This is a genomic window from Sphingomonas sp. GW821-FHT04B01, from assembly GCF_059420425.1.
In genome coordinates this window covers 413,320-436,254 of record NZ_JBWKTR010000002.1, presented here as the reverse complement: position 1 = coordinate 436,254, position 22,935 = coordinate 413,320, and the positions used below count along the sequence as shown (strand labels likewise).

General features: G+C 67.7%; 20 protein-coding genes and 2 tRNA genes. 12 read left to right on the top strand and 10 right to left on the bottom strand.

Annotation, left to right across the window (positions count from 1 at the left end):
- Positions 1 to 94 precede the first annotated feature (94 nt).
- The 4 genes from AC07UH_RS08255 to AC07UH_RS08240 all read left to right on the top strand — a co-directional run bounded on the left by AC07UH_RS08255 (position 95) and on the right by AC07UH_RS08240 (position 2,913).
- A tRNA-Tyr gene (locus tag AC07UH_RS08255) sits at positions 95 to 180 on the top strand.
- 165 nt (positions 181 to 345) lie between these two features.
- The gene (locus tag AC07UH_RS08250; RefSeq protein ID WP_137897357.1) at positions 346 to 921 is read left to right on the top strand and encodes an SRPBCC family protein; all 576 of its coding nucleotides are present in this window, start codon (positions 346 to 348) and stop codon (positions 919 to 921) included.
- Positions 918 to 2,099: a zinc-dependent alcohol dehydrogenase gene (locus AC07UH_RS08245; RefSeq protein ID WP_495180179.1), complete on the top strand. Its 1,182-nt coding sequence runs from the start codon at positions 918 to 920 to the stop codon at positions 2,097 to 2,099. The genes AC07UH_RS08250 and AC07UH_RS08245 overlap by 4 nt, the downstream gene beginning before the upstream one ends.
- Before the next feature lie 28 nt (positions 2,100 to 2,127).
- The gene (locus tag AC07UH_RS08240) at positions 2,128 to 2,913 is read left to right on the top strand and encodes an SDR family NAD(P)-dependent oxidoreductase (protein ID WP_495180180.1); all 786 of its coding nucleotides are present in this window, start codon (positions 2,128 to 2,130) and stop codon (positions 2,911 to 2,913) included.
- A gap of 53 nt (positions 2,914 to 2,966) precedes the next feature.
- Here the strand turns inward: AC07UH_RS08240 and AC07UH_RS08235 are convergent.
- Positions 2,967 to 3,040 (bottom strand) — tRNA-Gly (locus AC07UH_RS08235).
- 129 nt (positions 3,041 to 3,169) lie between these two features.
- On the opposite strand from AC07UH_RS08235, the gene AC07UH_RS08230 reads away from it, so the two are divergent.
- A complete protein-coding gene (locus AC07UH_RS08230; RefSeq protein ID WP_495180181.1) occupies positions 3,170 to 4,441 on the top strand; it encodes a methyltransferase family protein in 1,272 nt (423 codons plus the stop codon).
- Here AC07UH_RS08230 and AC07UH_RS08225 read toward each other — a convergent pair.
- The 4 genes from AC07UH_RS08225 to purM are packed head-to-tail and all read right to left on the bottom strand — an operon-like array spanning position 4,438 to position 6,971.
- Positions 4,438 to 5,028, bottom strand: a complete 591-nt coding sequence (locus tag AC07UH_RS08225) for a hypothetical protein (protein ID WP_495180182.1) — start codon at positions 5,026 to 5,028, stop codon at positions 4,438 to 4,440. The two genes, AC07UH_RS08230 and AC07UH_RS08225, sit on opposite strands and share 4 nt — an antisense overlap.
- Positions 5,025 to 5,315 (bottom strand): MmcQ/YjbR family DNA-binding protein, encoded by a 291-nt coding sequence (locus tag AC07UH_RS08220; RefSeq protein WP_495180183.1) that lies wholly within the window; start codon positions 5,313 to 5,315, stop codon positions 5,025 to 5,027. The genes AC07UH_RS08225 and AC07UH_RS08220 overlap by 4 nt, the downstream gene beginning before the upstream one ends.
- Entirely contained in the window at positions 5,312 to 5,866 is a 555-nt protein-coding gene (purN, locus tag AC07UH_RS08215) for a phosphoribosylglycinamide formyltransferase (protein WP_495180184.1), read from the bottom strand. Before purN ends, AC07UH_RS08220 begins: the two co-directional genes overlap by 4 nt.
- Positions 5,859 to 6,971: a phosphoribosylformylglycinamidine cyclo-ligase gene (gene purM / locus AC07UH_RS08210; RefSeq protein ID WP_495180185.1), complete on the bottom strand. Its 1,113-nt coding sequence runs from the start codon at positions 6,969 to 6,971 to the stop codon at positions 5,859 to 5,861. Before purM ends, purN begins: the two co-directional genes overlap by 8 nt.
- A 134-nt stretch (positions 6,972 to 7,105) precedes the next feature.
- On the opposite strand from purM, the gene AC07UH_RS08205 reads away from it, so the two are divergent.
- The 4 genes from AC07UH_RS08205 to AC07UH_RS08190 all read left to right on the top strand — a co-directional run bounded on the left by AC07UH_RS08205 (position 7,106) and on the right by AC07UH_RS08190 (position 12,745).
- On the top strand, positions 7,106 to 8,344 hold the full coding sequence (locus AC07UH_RS08205; RefSeq protein ID WP_495180186.1) for a heavy-metal-associated domain-containing protein: 1,239 nt from the start codon (positions 7,106 to 7,108) through the stop codon (positions 8,342 to 8,344).
- Positions 8,345 to 8,347: 3 nt separating this feature from the next.
- The gene (locus AC07UH_RS08200; protein ID WP_038659502.1) at positions 8,348 to 8,986 is read left to right on the top strand and encodes an HdaA/DnaA family protein; all 639 of its coding nucleotides are present in this window, start codon (positions 8,348 to 8,350) and stop codon (positions 8,984 to 8,986) included.
- Positions 8,983 to 11,148, top strand: a complete 2,166-nt coding sequence (locus tag AC07UH_RS08195; protein ID WP_038659499.1) for an RNA degradosome polyphosphate kinase — start codon at positions 8,983 to 8,985, stop codon at positions 11,146 to 11,148. The genes AC07UH_RS08200 and AC07UH_RS08195 overlap by 4 nt, the downstream gene beginning before the upstream one ends.
- Before the next feature lie 133 nt (positions 11,149 to 11,281).
- On the top strand, positions 11,282 to 12,745 hold the full coding sequence (locus tag AC07UH_RS08190) for a Ppx/GppA phosphatase family protein (RefSeq protein WP_495180487.1): 1,464 nt from the start codon (positions 11,282 to 11,284) through the stop codon (positions 12,743 to 12,745).
- On the opposite strand, the gene AC07UH_RS08185 is transcribed toward AC07UH_RS08190, so the two are convergent.
- Complete coding sequence (locus tag AC07UH_RS08185; RefSeq protein ID WP_495189831.1) at positions 12,746 to 12,979, bottom strand: I78 family peptidase inhibitor; 234 nt, start codon at positions 12,977 to 12,979, stop codon at positions 12,746 to 12,748.
- A 47-nt stretch (positions 12,980 to 13,026) separates the two neighbouring features.
- Positions 13,027 to 14,202 (bottom strand): ribonuclease D, encoded by a 1,176-nt coding sequence (rnd, locus tag AC07UH_RS08180; protein ID WP_038659490.1) that lies wholly within the window; start codon positions 14,200 to 14,202, stop codon positions 13,027 to 13,029.
- 100 nt (positions 14,203 to 14,302) lie between these two features.
- On the opposite strand from rnd, the gene aspS reads away from it, so the two are divergent.
- Entirely contained in the window at positions 14,303 to 16,135 is a 1,833-nt protein-coding gene (gene aspS, locus AC07UH_RS08175; RefSeq protein WP_495180188.1) for an aspartate--tRNA ligase, read from the top strand.
- A 47-nt stretch (positions 16,136 to 16,182) separates the two neighbouring features.
- Here aspS and AC07UH_RS08170 read toward each other — a convergent pair whose 3' ends face one another.
- From AC07UH_RS08170 to AC07UH_RS08160, 3 genes are read right to left on the bottom strand one after another with little or no spacing between them, the layout of a single operon-like run.
- Positions 16,183 to 17,520 (bottom strand): carbohydrate porin, encoded by a 1,338-nt coding sequence (locus AC07UH_RS08170; protein ID WP_495180189.1) that lies wholly within the window; start codon positions 17,518 to 17,520, stop codon positions 16,183 to 16,185.
- A 23-nt stretch (positions 17,521 to 17,543) separates the two neighbouring features.
- On the bottom strand, positions 17,544 to 19,181 hold the full coding sequence (locus tag AC07UH_RS08165; protein ID WP_495180190.1) for an NRAMP family divalent metal transporter: 1,638 nt from the start codon (positions 19,179 to 19,181) through the stop codon (positions 17,544 to 17,546).
- A 55-nt stretch (positions 19,182 to 19,236) separates the two neighbouring features.
- Positions 19,237 to 19,374 carry a hypothetical protein gene (locus AC07UH_RS08160; protein ID WP_156143766.1) on the bottom strand — a complete coding sequence of 46 codons (138 nt, stop codon included), beginning with the start codon at positions 19,372 to 19,374 and terminating at the stop codon, positions 19,237 to 19,239.
- A 281-nt stretch (positions 19,375 to 19,655) separates the two neighbouring features.
- Here AC07UH_RS08160 and AC07UH_RS08155 point away from each other — a divergent pair, with 281 nt between their 5' ends.
- Positions 19,656 to 19,934, top strand: coding sequence for a metal/formaldehyde-sensitive transcriptional repressor (locus AC07UH_RS08155; protein ID WP_038659480.1), 279 nt, complete (start codon positions 19,656 to 19,658; stop codon positions 19,932 to 19,934).
- A gap of 215 nt (positions 19,935 to 20,149) precedes the next feature.
- Positions 20,150 to 22,873, top strand: coding sequence for a TonB-dependent receptor (locus AC07UH_RS08150; protein WP_495180191.1), 2,724 nt, complete (start codon positions 20,150 to 20,152; stop codon positions 22,871 to 22,873).
- Positions 22,874 to 22,935: the final 62 nt, after the last annotated feature.

Here is a 22,935-nt window from a genome sequence, read left to right as displayed (position 1 = left end):
CGGCGAGGGCGATGCGAAAAACCGCCGCGGGCGCGTTGACAGCCGCGTTTCGCTTCGCCAATAGGCCGCCTCGCTTCAGCGAAGCGGCCCATCTGGACAGGTGGCCGAGTGGTTAAAGGCAGCAGACTGTAAATCTGCCCGTGCAAGCGTACGCTGGTTCGAATCCAGCCCTGTCCACCACCTCCCCGCTTCGGCGGGGAGGGCCTGCACCCAGCGCCGCCGCCGATCGGAACCGCCCCGCGCCGCATGGTAAAATCAGCTTTATCTATTTGAATCCACACGCGTAACGATAGGAACGGGTGCGACTCCAGACGGGTTGGAGCGGTCTTGCGCAGGGAGACCAGCATGACCGACCGACGCGATGACGCGCCCCCCACGACCTACAAGCACGGCGACGCCGCCGACGCCACCACCGCCTCGCTGATCGAGGGGCAGGGCAGTGCGGTCGCCGGCCGATCGGTGACGATCAACCGGCCTGTGCGTGAACTTTATGACTTTTTCCGAGACTTCACGAACCTGCCGCACTTCATGGAGAATGTGGTCTCGATCGACGTCGTCGACGCCAAGCTGTCGCATTGGGTGGTCAAGGCCCCCGCCGGCGCGACCGTCGCATGGGACGCGCGGATCACGCAGGAGGAGCAGGACCGGCTGATCGCCTGGACCTCCGAACCCGGTGCCGACGTCGCCAACTCCGGCCGCATCGAGTTCCGCGACGCCGGTCCACGCGGCACGGTGGTGACCGCGACGATCGCCTACGACCCGCCCGGTGGCGTCGTCGGCAAGCTGATCGCCAAGATGTTCCAGCGCGAGCCCGCCATTCAGGCCCGCCGCGACCTGCGCCGCTTCAAGCAGCTCATGGAAACGGGCGAGATCGCCACGCCCGCGATGAACCCCAAGCAGTTCGAGGAGATGGGCCTGTGAAAGCGCTCGCATGGCACGGTAAGCACGACGTCCGCATCGACACCGTCGACGATCCCGAGATCGTCAACGACCGCGACTGCATCATCAAGGTCACCTCGACCGCGATCTGCGGTTCCGATCTCCACCTCTACGATGGCTACATCCCGACGATGCAGGCGGGCGACATCCTCGGCCACGAGTTCATGGGCGAAGTGGTCGAGGTCGGCGCCAAGTCGACGCTCAAGAAGGGCCAGCGCGTCGTGGTGCCGTTCACCATCGCCTGCGGCAGCTGCTACCATTGCGGCAAGCATCAATATTCGGCGTGTCCCAACGGCCTGCCCGCCGACAATCAGGATATCGCGCAGGAGCTGTACGGCCACGAGATGTCGGGCCTGTTCGGCTACAGCCATATGACCGGCGGCTATGCCGGCGGCCAGGCGGAATATGTCCGTGTGCCGTTCAGCGACGTCGGCCCGATCGTCATCCCCGACGGCGTGTCCGACGACAAGGTGCTGTTCCTGTCGGACATCCTGCCGACCGGCTGGCAGGCGGCTGAATATGCGCAGATCGAGCCGGGCGATACGGTCGCGGTCTGGGGCTGCGGCCCGGTCGGGCTGTTCGCGGTGCAATCGGCGTTCCTGATGGGCGCCGAACGCGTCATCGCGATCGACCATTTCCCGCATCGCCTCGAACTCGCCAAGCGCTTCGGCGCCGAGACGATCAACTTCGAGGAAAGCGCCACCTACGAGGCGTTGATGGAAATGACCGGGGGCATCGGCCCCGATGCGGTGATCGACGCGGTCGGGCTCGAAGCGCACGGCATGTTCGTCGACAATATCATCGACCAGATCAAGGCGTCGATCTTCCTCGGCACCGATCGCCCCCATTCGATCCGTCAGGCGATCATCGCCTGCCGCAAGGGCGGGCGCGTCTCGATGCCGGCGGTCTATGGCGGCTTCGTCGACAAATTCCCGCTCGGCGCGTTCATGGAAAAGGGGCTGACGCTCAAGACCGGCCAGACCCACGTCCAGCATTATATGCCGGCGCTGCTCAATGCGATCCTGGAAGACAAGATCGATACCGAGTTCCTGATCTCGCACCGCATGCCGCTGACCGACGCGCCCAAAGGCTACGATTTGTTCAAGAACCACCAGAACGAGACGACCAAGATCGTGCTGAAGCCGGACATGGTCGGCTGACCTCAACGCCTTGCAAGGATAATCGAACATGGCTGACAAATTCGCGATCATCACCGGCGCATCGACCGGCATCGGCTTCGAACTCGCCTCGCTCGCGGCGCGCAACGGCTACGACATCCTCGTCGTCGCCGACGAATCGCTGATCGAATCGGCCGCGGCCGACTTCCGCCAATATGAGCATGACGTGCAGGCGCTCGAGGCCGATCTGTCGACGCCCGAAGGCGTCGACCGTCTGCTCGACGCTGCGGGCGGGCGACGCATCGACCTGCTCTGCGCCAATGCCGGCCGCGGTCTCGGCCACGCCTTCCTCGACCAGAAGGTCGAGGATTGGCGCGCGGTGGTCGACACCAACATCACCGGTACCGCCTATCTGCTGCAGAAGGTGCTCCGCGACATGGTCGCGCGCAACGACGGCAAGGTGCTCGTGACCGGCTCGATCGCCGGCTACATTCCGGGCGCGTTCCAGGCGGTCTACAACGGCAGCAAGGCGTTCCTCGACAGCTTCGTCGCCGCCCTGCAGAACGAGATCAAGGATGCCGACGGCGTCACGCTCACCAATCTGATGCCGGGGCCGACCGACACCGAGTTCTTCGCGCGCGGCGACATGCTCGACACCGACGTCGGCAGCGATCCCAAGAAGGACGATCCCGCCAAGGTCGCCGCCGACGGCTGGGATGCGCTGATGGAGGGCAAGGCCGCGATCGTCTCCGGCTGGAAGAACAAGATCCAGTCGGCAGTGGCAAACGTCACCCCCAATGCGGTGCTTGCCGAACAGCATCGCAAGATGGCGGAACCTGGTACCGCCGACCATTGATCGTGTAGCGGCTGTGGCCGGTCGTCGCCCGCAGCCGTCCGCGCTCAGAAGGGTGGAGCGGGTAACGGGAATCGAACCCGTGTATTCAGCTTGGAAGGCTGCTGTACTACCATTGTACTATACCCGCACGACCTGACGGCCCGTAGGCGTCGATCGAGCCGCGGCTTATCGTCGCCCGGCATGCGGGGTCAAGGCCCAAGATCGTGGCATGCCGTGGTTCATGGCTTGCTTACCGTTGCCGCGCTAAGCCACCGGCATGGAGCATGACACCGAGCAGGCAGCCGGACCGGCCGAAAAACGACCCGCATCGGCGGTCGGCCAAGGCGTCGGACTTGCCGGCATCGCCGGGCTGTTCGGCTGGCTGGTGGCGGCGCTCGCGATCGGCATGGACGGCCCCTATGCGGCGCTGGTCGCGCTCGTCGCCTGCGCGCTGCCGATGATCGGCTGGTCGCTGCTGGTCGACAAGGTGCATCGCCGCGCCAGCACCGGCATCGACTGGCATAACCCACGTCCGCTGGTCGAACGCCGCGACGTCAGCCTGACCAAGCTCGCCGGCCTGTATCTCACCTGGGGCGGTATCGCCTTTCTCTACGGCGTCGGCCGCTTCTATTGGGACGGTAATTTTGCGTTCGCCATGTGGTGCTTCGGCTGGGCCATGCCGATCGTCGCGGTGCTCGCAATGCCCTATGTGCTCTGGATCGACCGCTATCTGGTCGAACCGCGCGACGGCGCCTGGCACCTCGGCGCGTGGCTGACCGGCCAGCCCGGCGTCATGCCCGAGGCGATCTACGGCCATCTGCGCGCCTGGGCGGTCAAGGCGTTCTTCCTCGCCTTCATGCTCGCGGTGCTGCCGGGCAATTGGGCGGGCTTCATCCACACCGATCGGGCGAGCCTCCGCGATCCCGTCGCGCTCGCGCAATGGCTGATCGGGCTGATGTTCGTCATCGACGTCAGCTTCGCCACCGTCGGCTATATCCTGACGCTGCGCCCGCTCGACGCGCACATCCGCAGCGCCAACCCCTATGCCGCCGCCTGGACCGCCGCGCTGATGTGCTATCCGCCGTTCATCCTGATGGAGGCGGGCGGCCCGCTCGACTATCATCCGGGGACGCAGGACTGGACGTCATGGTTCGCCGGCCACCCGACCGTCCTGGCGTCATGGGGCGCGATCCTCGTGCTGCTGACCGCGGTCTATGCGTGGGCGACGGTCGCATTCGGGCTGCGCTTCTCCAACCTCACCCACCGCGGCATCCTGACGCACGGTCCCTATGCCTGGTCGCGTCACCCGGCCTATCTGTCGAAGAACCTGTTCTGGTGGCTGTCGACCGTGCCGATCCTGACGACGGGCAGCCTGGTCGACGCGGTGCGCGCGACCGCGCTGATGGGCGTGGTCAGCGGCATCTATTACTGGCGCGCGCGCACCGAGGAACGCCACCTCGGCCTCGACCCGGTCTATCGTGCCTATAGCGACTGGATGACGCGACACGGCGCGGTGCCGCGCTTCGGCCGCTGGCTGGTCGGTCGCTAGACCTTCGGCTGGTCCTTCGCCCACAGCGCGTCGACGCGCTTCTGGTTGCCGCCGGTCTCGCGCAGCCGGAGGTCGAGCAGCTCGACCTTGCGGCCCTGGAAGCGCTGCGGCCGGGTATGCCAGACGATGTCGTAGATCGCCTGCCGCGTCGTCGGCTGGTCGTCGGTGAAATAGGTGTAGCGGATCAGTACCGGCAACCGCCCGGTCAGGTCGTCCGCGCCACCGTCGGTCGCCTGGCGCAGCGCCTTGTCGAACCAGTCCGCCGGGATCGTCTGCGTCACCGAATCCTGCTGCGACACGCCGAGCGCGGTGGGGAAGCTGACGCGGATGTCGCCGAGCGGATGCGCCTCCTCGCGCGCCAGCACGATCATCCGCTTGTCCTTGTCGGGCGCGCCGCGCAGCACGAAGCGCGTCTTGTCGCGCGTCGCGCTCGCCAGTTCGATCGCCTTGTCGGCGGCGGCCTGCCGCCGGTCCTGCCAGTTGCTGTAGAGCGTCAGCGCGGCGATCACGACGCCGGCGACCGCGACCACCTCGGCCAGCGTGATCCAGCGCCGGCGGGTTTGCGCCTGATCGCGCGTCTCGCTCATCGCCCGCCCGCTTCGAGCAGGTCGCGCGGCGCGGCAAGCTCCCAGCTGTGCGCGATCCGGTCCTCGACCAGCGTCCAGTCGCTATCCTCGCCGATCGCGACATCGGCCCAATGGTCGACGTCGTCGAGCACCTGCACCACGGCCGCACCATTCTCCCCATCGCGCACCCGCACGAAGGCGGCGTCGCCGACGACGAAGCTGTGGCCGTCCTGCGTACGCTCCTCGACGTCGGGCAGCAGCAGGGCGACGGCGCGTACCCGCGCCAGGACAGGAGAAACGTCGGTCATCGCGTCACGAATTCCTTGAGGATCTGGGGATACAGACGGTGTTCGGCGGCGAGCACTCGCGCGGCGAGCGTATCGGGGGTGTCGCCGGCCAGCACCGGCACCTCGGCCTGGCCGAGCAGCGCGCCGCCGTCCAGCTCCTCGGTGACGATATGCACCGAACAGCCGGCGACCGCATCGCCGGCGGCGATCGCCCGCGCATGGGTGTCGAGCCCCTTGTATTTGGGCAGCAGCGAAGGATGAATGTTGACGATCCGATCGCGCCATCGTGCGACGAATGCGTCCGACAGCAGCCGCATATAGCCGGCCAGCGCGATCACCTCGCACCCCGCCTCGCGCAGTGCCGCGTCGAGCTGCGCCTCATAAGCAGCCTTGCCGATCCCCTTGGGCGACAGGGCGAAGGTCGCGATGCCGCGCCCCCGCGCCCAGCCAAGACCGGCCGCGTCTGGCTTGTCGGAGGCGACCAGCGCGACGGGGATCCCCGCCTCGACCAGCGCCATCATGTTCGAGCCGCGTCCCGAGATCAGGATGCCGACCGTCTTCGCATCAGCCATGGTGGTGCGTAGCCGTCCAGTCGCTGCGCGCGCTCCACGTCTCCGTCGATCCGCGCACGGTGCAGCCGCGCGTCCCCGCCTCGACCATGCCGATCCGGTGCACCGTCTCGCCGGCCGAGGTCAGCGCCGCCGCGACCGCCTCGGCGCGCTCCGCCGCGACGACCACCGCCATGCCGATCCCGCAGTTGAAGGTGCGCGCCATCTCCTCGGGCTCGATCGCGCCCTGCGCCTGGAGGAAAGCCATCAGCCGCGACTGCTCCCACGCATCGGCATCGACCACGGCATGCGTTCCCTCGGGCAGCACGCGCGGGATGTTCTCGAGCAGACCGCCGCCGGTGATATGCGCCAGCCCCTTGATCGCGCCCTCGCGCAGCAGCGGCAGCAGGCTGGCGACGTAGATACGCGTCGGCGCCATCAGGATGTCGATCAACAGCCGGTCGGCATCGAACAGCGCGGGACGGTCGAGCTTCCAGCCGCGGTCCGCCGCCAGCCGGCGGACGAGCGAGAAGCCGTTCGAATGGACGCCCGACGAGGCGAGGCCGAGGATCACGTCGCCCGCGGCGATTTCGCGCCCGGTCAGCACGCGGTCGCGCTCGACCGCGCCGACGCAGAAGCCGGCGAGGTCGTAATCGCCCGGCGCGTACATGCCGGGCATCTCGGCGGTCTCGCCCCCGATCAGCGCACAGCCCGCCTGCCGGCAGCCCTCTGCGATCGACGCGACGACGCGCTCGGCGATGCCGTTGTCGAGCTTGGCGGTCGCGTAATAATCGAGGAAGAACAACGGTTCGGCGCCCTGGACGATCAGGTCGTTGGCGCACATCGCGACGAGATCGACGCCGACGCCCTCGTGCCGGTCCCATTCGATCGCGAGCTTGAGCTTGGTGCCGACGCCGTCATTGGCGGCGACGAGCAGCGGGTCATTGAACCCCGCCGCCCTGAGGTCGAACATGCCGCCGAAGCCGCCCAGCTCGGCATCGGCGCCGGGCCGGCGCGTCGCCTTGGCGAGCGGCCCGATCGCGCGGACCAGCGCGTTCCCCGCGGCGATCGACACGCCGGCATCGGCATAGGTGTAGGACTGGTCGGACGGGGAGGGCGGGTTGCTCATCCGGCCAGCCTGCTACGATTTGCGATGGTTGCTGGCAATGCCGAACCGAATACCGCTCCCGCCCGGCGGAGGAATGACGGTCGCCGCACATCCCGCTTGGCATCACCCGCCGGCTTCGCCAAAAGGCCCGCGACATGCGCATCCCTTTGTTTCCCTCGCTCGCCGGTGCGGCCCTGCTGCTCGCCGCCGGCGCCTATGCGCAGATCGAGGGCGGGCGCGGCGTCGCACCGGTCGACAGTTCGGGCGATTTCGAAGTCAGCGGCGTCGATGTCGACGTCGCCGGCAGGACGGCGCAGGCGGCGCGGCTCGGCGGCTGGCGGCTGGCGCAGCGCAAGGCCTGGGTGCAGCTTGCGAAGCGGCTCGGTGGCGACGGTGGCCTCGTCTCGGACGGCACGCTCGACCAGCTCGTCTCCGGCATCGTCGTCGAGAACGAACAGATCGGCCCGACCCGCTACATCGCCAAGCTCGGCGTGCTGTTCAATCGCAGCCGCGCCGCATCGGTGCTCGGGATCAGCGCCTATTCGGACCGGTCGCGGCCGATGCTGCTCCTGCCGCTGCAGGTGTCGGGCGGGGTCGAGACGGTGTTCGAACAACGCACCGACTGGCAGGAGGCGTGGGCGCGCTTCCGCACCGGCAACAGCGCGATCGACTATGTCCGCCCGTCGGGCAACGGCGCCGGTTCGCTGCTGCTCAACGCCGGCCAGATCGCGCGACCGGGGCGCGGCTGGTGGCGGACGGTGATCGACCAATATGGCGCCGCCGACATCCTCATCCCCGTCGTCCGCCTCTATCGCAGCTATCCCGGCGGGCCGGTGATCGGCGTGTTCCAGGCGCGTCACGGCCCCGACAACGAATTGATCGGCAGCTTTACGCTGCGCGTCGGCAGCGCCGCCGGCCTGCCGCGACTGCTCGACACCGGCGTCACCCGCATGGACGCGCTGTTCCAGCAGGCGCTGCGCGGCGGCGCGCTCGGCGTCGACCCGTCGCTGTCGCCGCCGCCGCCGCCCGAGCCGGTGGTCGACCCCGATGCGATCGACGACGCGGCGAGCGGCGAGACGCTCGCCGAGATCGTCGGCGACACCGGCGCTGCCAATGCCGGCATTGCGCTCACCATCCAGTTCGAGACGCCGGGCGCGAGCGCGGTGGCGAATACCGAAGGGCTGGTGCGCAGCATCCCCGGCGTCCGTGCGGCGAGCACCACCAGCCTCGCGCTCGGCGGTCTGTCGCTGATGCGCGTCACTTATGACGGTGATCCCGATGCGTTGCGGGCGGCGCTGGAGGTGCGCGGTTATCAGGTCAGCGGGTCGGGCCAGACGCTGCGCATCCGCCGCGCGGCACCGGCACCCGCCGCCTCCGCCAGTCCGACCGGCTGACGCATGAGCAACCAATTGGCGCTGCCGCTCGGGTGGCCGGCCGACCCAAAGGACGACGCCTTTCTCGTCACCCCGTCCAACATCCGCGCCGCGCAGGTGCTGGAGCAATGGGCGAGCTGGCCGGTGATGGCGGCGGTGCTGACCGGCCCGCGGAAATCCGGCCGCAGCCTGCTCGCGCGCATCTTCGCCGCCAAGAGCCAGGGCCGGATCATCGACGATGCCGAGGCGGTGCCCGAGGCGCAGATCTTCCACGCCTGGAACCAGGCGCAGGCGGAGGGGCGGCCGCTGGTCATCGTCGCCGACGCGCTGCCGCCGAGCTGGGCGGTCAAACTGCCCGATCTGCGCTCGCGCCTCGCCGCCAGCCCGCATGCCGCGATCGGCGCGCCCGACGACGAACTGATCGCCGCATTGCTGGCGCATCTCTTCAACCGTCGCGGGCTCGACGCACGGCCCGATCTGGTGAGCTGGCTCAGCACGCGGATCGAACGCAGCCACGTCATCGTCCAACGCGTCGTCGACGCGCTCGATCAGGAGGTGCTGGAAAGCCGCCGTCGCCTGTCGATCCCGCTGGCGCGCACTGTTTTGACCGCGGCGGGGATCGTCACGCAACCGCAACCGTTGCTACCTATGACCGAAGTATGACACGTCCAATCCACCTCTCGCATCTCGCCGCTCCCGATGACGATCCGTTTGTTCCTGAAGTGAACGATCGCTATTTCAATCGCGAGCTGTCGTGGCTCGCCTTCAACCGGCGCGTGCTCGAGGAAGCGTGCAATCCGGCGCATCCACTGCTCGAGCGGCTCCGCTTCCTGTCGATCTCGGGCAACAACCTCGACGAATTCTTCATGGTCCGCGTCGCCGGCCTGAAGGGGCAGCAGCTCAAGGACGTCGACCGCCGCTCGTCGGACGGTCTGACGCCGGGGCAACAGCTTGCCGCGATCACCCGCGAGGCGGATGCGCTTATGGCGAGCCAGCAGGCGGTGTGGGGCGACCTGCGCACCCTGCTCGACGAGGCCGGCCTTCACGTCCTGCGCCGCGACGAGGTCGACGCGGAAGACGCCGAATGGCTCGAGGCGCATTTCCGCGAACAGATTTTCCCGATCCTCACGCCGCAGGCGCTCGATCCCGCGCATCCTTTCCCGTTCATCCCGAACAAGGGGCTGTCGGTGATGTTCGACGTCGTCCGCGATTCGGACGGCGAGCCGGTACGCGAGCTGGTGATGATCCCGGCAAGTGCGCCGCGCTTCGTCCGCCTGCCCGGCGAGCCCGCGCGTTACGTGTCGATCGAGGCGCTGCTCAAGCGCTTCGCCCCGGTACTCTTCCCCGGCTATACGCTGGTGGGTGCCGCCGCCTTCCGTGTACTGCGCGACAGCGACATCGAGATCGACGAGGAGGCGGAGGATCTCGTCCGTTACTTCGCCAATGCGATCAAGCGTCGTCGCCGCGGCCGCGTCATCCGGCTCGAACTCGAGACGGGGATGCCCGACGCGCTCGCCAAGGTGCTGCGCCACGAACTGGGCGGCGCCGATGCGACGATCACCGAGAGCGGCAATCTGCTCAGCATCGGCGATCTCGACGCGGTGATCGACGAGGATCGCCCCGACCTCAAGTTCCTGCCCTTCGTGCCCCGCTTCCCCGAGCGCATCCGCGAATTCGGCGGCGATTGCTTCGCGGCGATCCGCGCGAAGGACATCATCGTCCATCACCCCTATGAGACGTTCGACGTCGTCCTCGCCTTCCTCAAACAGGCGGCGCTCGACCCCGACGTCATCGCGATCAAGCAGACACTGTATCGCGCGGGCAAGCAGCCCGCGGTGATCAACGCGCTGATCGCCGCCGCCGAGGCGGGCAAGTCGGTCACCGCGGTGGTCGAACTGCGCGCTCGCTTCGACGAGGAGCAGAACATCCTGTGGGCGAGCGCGCTCGAACGCGCCGGCGTACAGGTCGTCTACGGCTTCCTCGAATGGAAGACGCACGCCAAGGTCTCCATGGTGGTGCGCCGCGAGGATGGCCGGTTCCGCACCTATTGCCACTTCGGCACCGGCAATTATCACCCGGTCACGGCGCGCATCTATACCGATCTCAGCTTCTTCACGGCCGATCCGCGGATGGGGCGCGATGCGGCGCAGATGTTCAACTACGTCACCGGTTATGTCGAACCGACCGACATCACCAAACTCAGCCTCTCGCCCCGCGACCTGCGCCAGAAGCTGCTCGACCTCATCGACGTCGAGATCGCCAATGCGCGGGCCGGCAAGACCGGGGCGGTATGGGCGAAGATGAACAGCCTCGTCGATCCCGCGATCATCGACAAATTGTACGAGGCGAGCGGCGCGGGGGTCGAGATCGACCTGATCATCCGCGGCATCTGCTGCCTGCGCCCCGGCGTACCGGGCATGTCCGAACATATCCGCGTCAAGTCGATCATCGGCCGCTTCCTCGAACACAGCCGCATCTTCTGCTTCGGCAACGGCGCCGCGCTGCCCAACGATGGCGCGAAGGTGTTCATCTCGTCGGCCGACTGGATGCCGCGCAATTTCGACCGGCGCGTCGAATATATGCTGCCGATCGAGAATCCGACGGTGCACGACCAGGTGCTCGACCAGGTGATGGTCGCCAACCTCATCGACACCGAACAAAGCTGGGAGCTGGAATCGGACGGTCGCTACGTCCGCGAGACGCCGGGCGACAAGCCGTTCAACCTCCACCGCTATTTCATGACCAACCCGTCGCTCTCCGGCCGCGGCGCGGCGCTGGCGGAAAGCAACGCGGTGCCGACGCTGGCGCTGCGGCGGCGGCGATGACGGCGGATCGGGGCGGGGTCCGGGGTGTGCGGCCCGCCGCGGACGCCCGCTGATGGTCCGTTTGCCGTTCATCACGACGCTGCGCGACAAACCCGCATCTGAACACCAGCCCGCGCCGGCTGTTGAACCGGCAATGACCGACCCCTATCCCCGCACCGGCATCATCGACATCGGCTCCAATTCGGTGCGGCTGGTTGTGTATCAGGGCCATCCGCGCATCCCCGCGACGCTGTTCAACGAAAAGGTGATGGCCGGGCTCGGCCGCAGCCTCGCCGCGACCGGCGCGATCGACGCGGACAGCATGGCGCTCGCGATCGGCGCGCTGCGCCGTTTCGCGATGGTCGCCCGCGAAATGGACGCCCCCGTCCGCACCGTCGCCACCGCCGCGGTGCGCGACGCGAGCAATGGTGCCGCCTTCATCGCCGCCGCGAAGGACCTCGGCCTCACCGTCGAGCTCCTTTCCGGCGAGCAGGAGGCGACCGCCGCGGGCATGGGGGTGCTGTCGGCGATCCCCGATGCGGACGGCATCGTCGGCGATCTCGGTGGCGGCAGCCTCGAACTCGTCCGCGTCGTCGCCGGCACCGTCACCGATCGCATTTCCTTCCCGCTCGGCGTGCTGCGTATCGCCGCGCTGCGCTCCAGCCGTGGCCCGGCGTTCGACCGCCACGTCACCCGGCTGATCGCCGAGGCGGGCTGGACCGGGCGGGGCAGGGGCCTTCCGCTCTACATGGTCGGCGGATCGTGGCGCGCGCTGGCACGGCTCGACATGAGCCTGACGCATTATCCGCTGCCGATCATTCATGGCTACAGCCTCGCGCCCGAAACCGTCGGTCGCCTCGGCCGCAGCATCGCGCACCTCTCGCGCCCGCGGCTGCGCAGCGTGCCCGGCATGTCGTCGGTTCGCGCCGCGCAGCTCGGCGACGCCACCGCGCTGCTGTCGGTGGTGATGCGCGAACTCGGCTCGGCAAGCGCGATGGCCTCGACCTTCGGCCTCCGCGAGGGGTTGCTCTATGCGACGCTTGATCCGAAAACGCGGGCGCTCGACCCGTTGATCGTCGCCGCGCGCGAGGAGGGCAAATTGCTCGGCCGCTTCGCCGAGCACGGCGACCTGCTCGCCGCCTGGATCGCACCGCTCTTCCCCGACGATACGCCGGAGCTGGCGCGGATCCGCCACGCCGCCTGCCTGCTCGCCGATACCGGCTGGCGCGCCAATCCCGAATTCCGCGACGAGCGCGGCTTCGAGGTCGCGCTGCACGGCAATTGGGTGGCGATAGACGCGCCCGAACGCGCGATGCTCGCGCAGGCGCTGCACACCAGCCTCGGCGGCAGCACGACGCCGCATCCCCTGCTCGCCGGCCTCGCCAGCACCGGCCAGATCGCGCTGGCGATCGACTGGGGGCTGGCGATCCGCTTAGGCCAGCGGTTCAGCGCCGGTCTCGCCGGGCCGCTGCAGCGCGCGTCGCTGGCGCTGGTCCCCGGCCACGTCGCCTTGTCGCTGACCGAGGCGGACCGGCCGCTCTATGCCGAGACGGTCGAGCGCCGCCACGCCGCGCTGGCCACGGCGCTCAAGCGCAAGCCGCGCCTCGCGATCAGGTGATCAGCCGCACTTCAGTCCGCTGATCAGCCCGCCGTCGTCGAGCAGGATGTTCAGCCGGTCGACGCGGAAATCCTGCGTCGTGACGTCGTCGGGATGGATCACCCGCGAGATCGCCGAATGCGTCATATGCTCGATCTCGGGCCGCATCCGCTCACGGAATTTGACGCCCGCGAAGCGGATTTTGACCGCCTCGTTGATCACGCACGGACCCCGTTCGGGCTCGGGCGCGGGCATCGTCGCACATCCTGCCGCAAGCACCGGCAGTAGAAAGGCCAACCGCATCATGCTGCTTCCTCCGTTCGCGTCATCTTGAGCTTGCCGCCGCGCACCGCAAAGCCCAGCCGCCCCTCGACCAGATCGAGCGCATCGCGCCCGAACTGGTCGAAGCGCCAGCCCTCCAGCATCGGCAATCCGGTGCGCACCCCGGCGGCGAGCGCTTCCAGCTCTTCCGACCGCGCCAGCAGCCGCGACGCGACGTCGATATCGCGCGAGCGGATCTTGAGCAGCAGCTTGAGCAGATCGGCGACCAGCGCGCCCTCCTTGCCCAGCCCTGGCTTGCGGTCGTCGCGCGGCGGCAGCTCGTCGGCGCCAAGCGGTGCCGCCGATTCGATCGCCGCCATCAGCCGCCCGCCGATATCGTTTGACGCCCAGGTCGCCGACAGGCCGCGCACCTTGGCGAGATCGGCCTGTTTGCGCGGCGGATGGCCGGCGATGTCGCCCAGCGTCTCGTCCTTGACGATCCGCCCGCGCGGCAGGTCCTTCGACTGCGCCTCCAGCTCGCGCCAGCGCGCCAGCGCCTTGAGCCGCCCGAGCACGTCGGGCTTGCGCCCGGAGATGCGGACGCGCTTCCACGCCTGATCGGGATCGTTGGCGTAATTGGCCGGGTCGGCGAGCCGCTCCATCTCCTGGTCGAGCCACACGCCGCGCCCGGTCTTGCGCAGCCGTTCCAGCATCTTGGGGAAGATCACCGCGAGATGCGTCACGTCGCCGATCGCATATTCGATCTGCCGCGCATCGAGCGGCCGCCGCGCCCAGTCGGTGAAGCGCGCGCCCTTGTCGACGACGATGCCGAGCCAGCTGTCGACTAGGTTGGAATAGCCGATCTGCTCGCCTTGCCCCAGCGCCATCGCCGCGACCTGCGTATCGAACAGCGGATGCGGCGTCTTGCCGGTAAGATTGTAGATGATCTCGATATCCTGCCCGCCGGCATGGACCACCTTGAGCACGTCCTGATTCTCGGTGAGCAATTCGAGCAGCGGCGTCATGTCGAGCCCCGGCGCCATCGGATCGATCGCCGCCGCCTCGTTCACGTCGGCGATCTGGATCAGGCACAATTCGGGATAATAGGTGCTCTCGCGCATGAATTCGGTGTCGACGGTCACGAAGTCGGCATTGGCGAGGCGGGCACACAGATTGGCGAGGCTGGCGCTGTCTGTAATCAACGGGTGGATATGCATGGCATTGCCATAGCCACACGCGGCCGGGTTGACAAAGCCAAGTGAGACGGGGAAGCGCGACCCCTCGCACAACGCCATTATCCGGCCGGAAGAAACGATCATGCACGCCTATCGCTCCCACACCTGCGCCGCGCTCACCGCAGGCAACGTCGGTGAGACCGTCCGCCTGTCGGGCTGGGTCCATCGCAAGCGCGACCACGGCGGCGTGCTGTTCGTCGACCTGCGCGACCATTACGGCATCACCCAGATCGTCGCCGACAGCGATTCGCCGGCGCTGCCGACGCTCGAATCGCTGCGCGTCGAGTCGGTCGTCACGATCGACGGCGTCGTGAAGGCGCGCTCCGAGGCGACACAGAACCCCAATCTCGCCACCGGCGCGATCGAGGTGTTCGCGCAGGCCGCGACCGTGCAGAGCCACGCGCAGGAGCTGCCGATGCCGGTGGCGGGCGACGCCGAATATCCCGAGGATATCCGCCTGCGCTATCGGTTCCTCGATCTGCGCCGCGAGCGGCTCCACCAGAACATCATGCTGCGCTCGAAGGTGATCTCGTCGATCCGCCAGCGGATGATCGGGCAGGGCTTCACCGAATTCCAGACGCCGATCCTCACCGCCTCGTCGCCCGAGGGCGCGCGCGACTATCTCGTCCCCAGCCGCGTCCATCCGGGCAAGTTCTACGCGCTGCCGCAGGCGCCGCAGATGTTCAAGCAGCTCCTGATGGTCGCCGGCTTCGACCGCTATTTCCAGATCGCGCCCTGTTTCCGCGACGAGGACGCCCGTGCCGACCGTAGCCCCGGCGAATTCTACCAGCTCGATTTCGAGATGAGCTACGTCACGCAGGAAGACGTCTTCCAGGCGATCGAGCCCGTCCTCCACGGCGTGTTCGAGGAATTCGCCGACTGGCAGGGCAAGGGCCGCACCGTCAGCGCGCTGCCGTTCAAGCGCATCCCGTACCGCGAATCGATGCTGAAATACGGCAACGACAAGCCCGACCTGCGCAACCCGATCCTGATCAGCGACGTCTCCGACCAGTTCGTCGGCTCGGGCTTCGGCCGCTTCGCCTCGATCGTCGAGGCCGGCGACGTCGTCCGCGCGATCCCCGCGCCCGGCACCGCCGACAAGAGCCGCAAGTTCTTCGACGACATGAACGCCTGGGCGCAAGGCGAGGGCTTCGCCGGCCTCGGCTATGCCACCCGCAAGGGCGGCGAATGGGGCGGCCCGATCGCCAAGAACCATGGCGAGGACAAGATGACCGCGATGGCCGACGCGCTCGGCCTCGGTCCGGACGACGGCCTGTTCTTCGCCGCCGGCAAGGAAGGCCAGGCTGCCAAGCTCGCCGGCCTCGCCCGCACCCGCGTCGCCGAGAGCCTCGGCCTGATCGACCAGAGCCGCTTCGAATTCTGCTGGATCGTCGATTTCCCGATGTTCGAGTATGACGAGGACAACAAGAAGGTCGACTTCAGCCACAACCCCTTCTCGATGCCGCAGGGCGAGATGGAGGCGCTGGAGACCAAGGACCCGCTCGACATCCTCGCCTATCAGTATGACATCGTCTGCAACGGCGTGGAGCTGTCGTCGGGCGCGATCCGGAACCACCGTCCCGAGATCATGTACAAGGCATTCGAGATCGCCGGTTATTCGCAGGCCGAGGTCGACGCCAATTTCGCCGGCATGATCAACGCGTTCAAGTTCGGCGCCCCGCCGCACGGCGGTTCGGCGCCGGGCATCGACCGGATCGTCATGCTGCTCGCCGACGAGCCCAACATCCGCGAGGTCATCGTCTTCCCGATGACGCAGAAGGCGGAGGATCTGATGATGGGCGCGCCCAATTTCGCGACGCCCAAGCAGCTCAAGGAACTCAACCTGCGCGTCGCGCCGCAGGCGGGTGCCACTGCCACCGACGTCGACAAGGCGGTCGCGCCCAAGGCCGGCTGACCGATCGGCCGACGGGTGACCTCGCGGCGCCCGTCGGCCGAACCGGCTCAGAACGCGCCGTGCACCCGCGCCCCGATCACGTTGGCAGGGCCGCGGTCGCGATTGTAGCCGGGATTGCCGATCCGCTGATAATCGAGCGTCAGCTCGAATCGACGGGTCGCGGCGAGCTTGTAGAAGGCCTCGCCGATATATTCATCCCCCGGATGCGGCAGCCGGCCGTCGCCGACCAGCACACCCAGTCCGCCCGCATCGAGATAGCGTTGATGCGCCGCGCTGATCCCGTTGACGATCACCGCCGCCCCCACCGTGTCGACGGCGCGGTGCCAGCCCGCACCTTTCAGCGACAGACCGAGCTGCGCCGTCCGATCGATATCGGTGAAATCGTAGGGCTCGATCGCGCCATCGGCGACCCCGGCGCGCGCGAACAGCCCGAGCGTATCGGTGACCGCCTGCTCGCCGTTGAGGCTCGCGCCGAGCCGCGTCCGCCGCGCCCGCACGAGCGCGGTGTCGGCATCGCCGCCGGTCGCCGCCGCCAGCGCCAGCGCATCGTCGAACCGGCCGAACTGCCCGCGGTTGCGGAACAGCGTCAGCCGCAGGGCGCCGTCGTGGCCGCCGATGCGGTGGCGGTGCTCGATCTCGCCATCGACCTGATATTGCTGAAAGCGCGTCTCCAGCGTCTCGCCATTGGGCACCTGCGACAGGTTGAACAGGCCGAGCCGCAGCGTCCAGTCGCCGTGATACAATTCACCCGTGATCCCGGTTGTATAGCCCCAGGCATCCGCGGCATAATCGAAACTGCCCGCATCCACCGCCGACCAGTTGAGGAAGTCGCTGCGCGGATCGTGCGCATAGCTGTTGGTGTCGAACACGTCGCCGACGCCGAACTTGCCCGCGGTCAGCACCAGCCGGTCGCTGTCGCGCGTGCCGGCGAGCTGGTTCATCGCGCCGGCCACCGCCTCGCGCCCGCCGCCCAGCCCGATCGTCTGGCGGAAGAACAGCCGCTGCAACCGGAGATACGGGCGCTTGCGTCCGACCTTATACGCCTCCGCGCTCGGGAAGCCCGCAGCGCCCAGCGTGTTGGACAGGCCGAACCCCTGGTCGATCTCCGGATTGATCCAGAGTTTGCCGCCGCGCCAGGGCCGCACCCCGGCATAGAGCGTGACGTCGACCGTCTCCTTGATCTGCCGCGGCGTCAGGCTGTTCGTCCCCTGATAGGGCGAGGCGAAGCCGGGCGTACCCTGCAGCACACCGGTCGCTTGGCCGTGAATTGCCCAATCTTGATCGGCCACCGCGGGCTCGGAGACCGTCTGCGCCCGTACCGGGGCGTGGAGGGTCAGGCCGGCGAGCGCACAGGCGCCCACCAGCAGGGTTGCAATACGGGTCATGTGGTCCCCCTAGGCGCGCTTGATTACAATTGGTGGGTCAGCGCGAGCTGGCCGATACGGATCAGCACCAGCCCGCCGGCGACGACGAGGTAGAGGCGCAGCACCGTCAGCCACGCCTTCTCGCCCCGCCGCAGCGTCGCCGGGGCCAGCGTGTCGAGCGGCGGCATCCGCCAGTCGTCGCGGCCGGTGCGATCGATCGGCGCGGCACGTACCGGCGCGATTAATTGCTGCGCGCCCCATCCGAGTAACGCGATTCCCAGCCCACCGCCGAGGATCCACAGCATCGCGCCCGCGCCGAGGTCGGGCACCAGCACCGATGCGGTCAGGATCACCGACAGCAGCACCAGCACCGCGATCACCGCCCCGGTGAACAGGTTGAGCCAGCGGCCGTTGCGCCATGGCCCCAGCACCGCCTTGTCGTTGCACAGCAGCAGCAGGAACACCGTCGCGCTCGGCAGCAGCACGCCCGCCAGCGACTGCACCGCATTGGTCAGCAGCCCCAGCGGCGTCCCCGGGATCAGCACCAGCGCCGCCGCCACCGCGATCAGCCCGGCGAAGACGAGGTAGAAGGCGATCGAATCGCGGGGCGAGCGGTGCAGCGAATGGCGGATGCCGAACGTGTCGCCGATCGCATAAGCGGTGCTCAGCGACACCGCCGACGCGCCGATGATCGAGGCGTCGATCAGCGCCACGGCGAACAGCACGCCCATCAGCCGCCCGCCGTGCGCCGCGATGCCGCGCGCCACCGCGCCGGCGTCGGTGAAATGTCCGGCCCCGGCGGTGCCGGCGAAGGCGGCGGCGGTGAACGCCATCATCGCGACCCCGCCGACGATGACGACGGCGATGCCGATCCACAAATCGATGCGGCTATAGGCCATGAACCGCGGCCCGATCCGTTTGTCGATCAGATAGCTCTGCTGGAAGAACAGCTGCCACGGCGCCACCGTCGTGCCGACGATCGCGATGATCAGCAGCATCACCTCCGACAGCCTGCCGTGCGCGGGCAGGCCGGGGATCAGCACGTCGTGGGCGATCTGCCCGGCCGGCGGATGGATCGTCAGCGCGACCGGGATCAGCAGCATCGACCCGAACACTAGCACCATTATGAACCGCTCGAACCGGCGGAAGCTGCCGGTGCTCGCCGCCGCGACGATCAGCACCGCCGCCACCGCGACGCCCGCCACCTTGGGCACGCCGAGATGATCGAGCCCCAATGTGATGCCGATGAACTCGGTAACGATCGTCAACGCGTTGAGCAGGAAGAGATCTATGACGCTGAACGCGCCCCAGAAGCGGCCGAACCGCTGGAAGATCAGCCGGGCGTGACCGACCCCGGTCACCGCGCCCAGCCGCAGCACCATCTCCTGGTTGACGTAGAGCACCGGCACCAGCAGCAGCAGCGTCCAGAGCAGGCTGGTGCCGTAATTCTGCCCGGCCTGCGTATAGGTGCCGAACGCACCGGCGTCGTTGTCGCCGACCATTACGATCAGGCCGGGACCGATGATCGCGGCCAATGTCATCAGCTTGCGTCGCCAGTTCGGGCGGGTGCTGGTATCGTCCCGGGCGATCGTGCCGAAGGCGCCGATGATGTCGCCGAGATGGGCGTCGTCGAGATGGGCGGTGGCGCGCGGCGGCGCCCCGTTCAATGCGAGGTTGGTCATGGCACGATCTCCGCGTGCGTCGTTCGATAAGGCGGCGAGGGGGGAGGGGCGGCGCTCAGGCCGCCGCGGTTCGCCGCTCGCGCAGGTCGCGGTCATGCTGCAGGCGGCATGCGGCCAGCCGGATGCGACGGTTGAGCGGCTCGCTACGGCCGGCGTCGGCGCGCGGATCGGCGCGTCGTATCGATAGGATCATGGCGACCTCCTTGGTCCGGATAACGGGGTCCGGCCGGGAGGGACGCCGCCGCGATCAGGCGGTGGGCGTGCGCTCCCCGACCGGGGCATGTCCGGCGACGTGGATCAGTGGAGCGGCGCTCCTACTGTCCCCTTCGCTGGACACGGGCGTAGATCGGGGTTTCATCATCGTCCTTCGTCAGGCGAGCGGGTGATCCGCTCTGTCGACTCGCGTCCACCGCGATGCCGATGGACGCCACATACCCCTCCGGAGTATAGGTTCAAGTCCAAAATGGAGCAGGCATGAGCCACGTCGAAAAAGAGAAGAAGAAGCTGCTCAACCGGCTGGCCCGGCTGCGCGGACAGATCGCCGCGATCGAGCGCGCCGTCACCGAGGATCGCGAATGTGCGCGGGTGCTGCAACAGGCGACGGCGTGCCGCGGCGCGCTCGACGGCTTCATCGCCGAGGTGATCGAGGATCATATCCGCGAACATCTCGTCGACCCCGCCGCCGCCGACGACAGTCCCCGCCGCCGCGCCGCCGACGAACTGATCGACATCGTCCACGCCTACCTGACGTGAGCGGCTGATTGAGCAAGCGACGATTGCAGATCGCAATTCACAGCTCAAGGTTTTCGTTTTTGTAACAAAATCGGAAATCGTTCTCGTGCAGGATCTTGCAAGGCATATTCTTCAACATCCCAGAATAACCGCCCTCGCTCCTATACAGGTTTAACCTTTCGTTATCGTTTGTTACGGCAATCGCGCCCCGGTTAACTCGAACCGGGGGCGGTAGAATGCGTAAATGGGTATATCTTTTGGCAGCGGCTGGCTGCGCAGGAGCGATCGGCCATGCCGAGGCGCAGGGGTTGCGGGGGCTGGCGCCGACGACCAAGCAAGGCGAACAGGACAAGGCCAAGCCGGCCGTGGCGGAAAATACCTCGGACATCGTCGTCACCGCGACGCGGCGTTCGCAGCGAATGTCGAACGTGCCGATCGCCGTGAGCGCCTACGGTACCACCGCGCTCCGTCATTCCGGTGCGACGGATATCCGTCAGATGGCGCAGCTCGTGCCGTCGCTCTTGGTCACCTCCACCGGCTCGGAAGCCAATGCCACCGCGCGCCTGCGCGGCATCGGCACCGTCGGCGACAATCCCGGCCTCGAAAGCTCGGTCGCGGTGTTCATCGACGGCGTCTATCGCAGCCGCACCGGCTCGGGCCTCAACGATCTCGGCGAGGTCGAGCGGATCGAGGTGCTGCGCGGGCCGCAGGGTACGCTGTCGGGACGCAATTCCTCGGCGGGCGCGATCAGCATCTACACCAAATATCCCGAGTTCAAGTTCGGCGGCTATGGCGAGGCCAGCTACGGCAATTACGATGCCGTCCGCCTCGCCGGTGCGCTCACCGGTCCGGTGCTCAAGGATACGCTCGCCTTCCGCGTCGACGGCGTCGTCGCCAGACGCGACGGCTTCTACACCGACGTCGTCAACAAGACCGACTATAACGATCGCAACCGCTATTTCGTCCGCGGCCAGTTGTTCTTCAAGCCGAGCACCGACCTGTCGCTGCGCCTGATCGGCGACTACACCTATCGCAACGAGAAATGCTGCGGCGCTGTCTATGTCGATACGCGCGAGAAATACGATCCGACGCCGGGCGTGGCGGGTGATTTCGCCGTCTCGCCGCAGAACCGCATTGTCTCGGTCATGCAGAGCCTCGGCGCCATCCTGCCGAGCGCCGGCGATCCGTACAATCGCCGCACGGTCGCCTCGCCCGGACGCGCCTATGCCAACGTCACCAAGGATTACGGCATTTCGTCGCGCATCGGCTGGACGATCGGCAGCGTGCAGCTCATCTCGATCAGCGCCTATCGCGAATATCAGGCGGGCGACGCCGCCGATCCGGAATACAGCAGCCTCGATATCGGCTATCGCGCCGACGACGGCAACGCCTACCGCCGGTTCCGCACCTATACGCACGAGACGCGGCTGAGCGGCGGCCTGTTCGACAACAAGCTCGACTGGCTGGTCGGTGGCTATTTCGCCCACGAAGGGCTCGAGGTCGCCGACAATTTCAAGTTCGGCTCGCAATTCGGCGCCTTCGCCTCATGCAGTCTGGTCGCGCGGCTGAGCGCCAATCCGGCGCTGCTCGATCCGGCCCGCTCTGGCTGTCTCAGCATCGCGGGCCGTACCGCGCTCACCGCCGCGCTGGGCGGAACCGTGGTCGGCGGGCTCGATCGGCTGAGCACCGCCAACAACGTCGGCGCGCTGCGCGACGTGTTCGATCAGACCAGGACCAACTACGCCTTCTTCACGCACGACATCCTGCGCATCACCGATACGCTGAGCCTCACCGCCGGCTTGCGCTACACGCACGAGCACAAGGTGCTGAACGCCTCGCTCAACAGCAGCAACAGCGTCTGCCCGGCGCAGCAGGCGGCGCTCGCGTCGGCGCAGACGGACGCCGACCGGACGCGCCGCACCATCGCCGCGGGGCTCGTCGCGATCGTCTGCGCGGGCAATTCTACCACCGCGCTAAACGGCGTTCCGCTGAAGGATTCGATCGGCGAGGGCCAGTTCACCGGCACCACCGTGCTGTCATGGCAAGCGACGCCGAGCACCTTGCTCTACGGCTCCTACGCCCGTGGCTACAAGGCGGGCGGCTACAATCTCGCCCGGTCGGGCCTCGCCCTCGGCAGCACGCGCGCCAGCGACCTGCGCTTCGATCCGGAAACGGTGCAGGCGTTCGAGCTGGGCGTCAAATACAGCAATGAGAAGTTCAGCGCCAACCTCGCCGGGTTCCGCTCGTCGTTTCGCGACTTCCAGCTGAACACCTTCAACGGCAGCGCCTTCGTCGTCCAGAACATCGGCGCCTGCGACGTGTCGCTGAACGGTGCGGATCGCGACGACAGTTCCGCGTCGGGCGCCTGCACCGGCAAGGTCGGTACCGGCGTCGTCACCCAGGGGTTCGAACTGGAGGCGGGCGCCTATCCGACGCCAGACGTCACCTTCAACCTCGGCTATACCTACGCCCATACGCAATACCGCGACGATCTGGTCGGCAGTGCCGCCGGTGCGCCGCTCACCGCCGCCCTGTTCATGCTTCCCGGCCACCAGATGTCGAACGCGCCGCGTCACGTCATCACCAGTGCGGCGACCTGGACGCCGGCGATCGGCAGCAATGGCCTCACCGGCCTGTTCTACGTCGATAGCCGCATGACCAGCGACTATAATACCGGCTCCGACCTGTTCGCCGAGAAGGTCCAGGACGGCTATGTCCTGGTCAACGCGCGGATCGGCATCCGTGGCCGCAATCAGCGCTGGGCGCTCGAATTCTGGGGCCAGAACGTCTTCGACACCAACTACCAGCAGATCGCCGCCGCCGCCTTCCTGCAAGGCAGCGGCAGCCAGTCGCAGGTCCAGCAATTCGGCGCGCCGCGCTATGCGGTCGGCAATGCGCTGACCACCGCGTTCCTCGCCGAGCCGCGCACCTACGGCGTCACGCTCCGCTCACGCTTCTGACCTGCCCGTACCACCCGGCTATCGAGCATACTCCACATCTTAGCGGCGCGGCGAATGCGTCG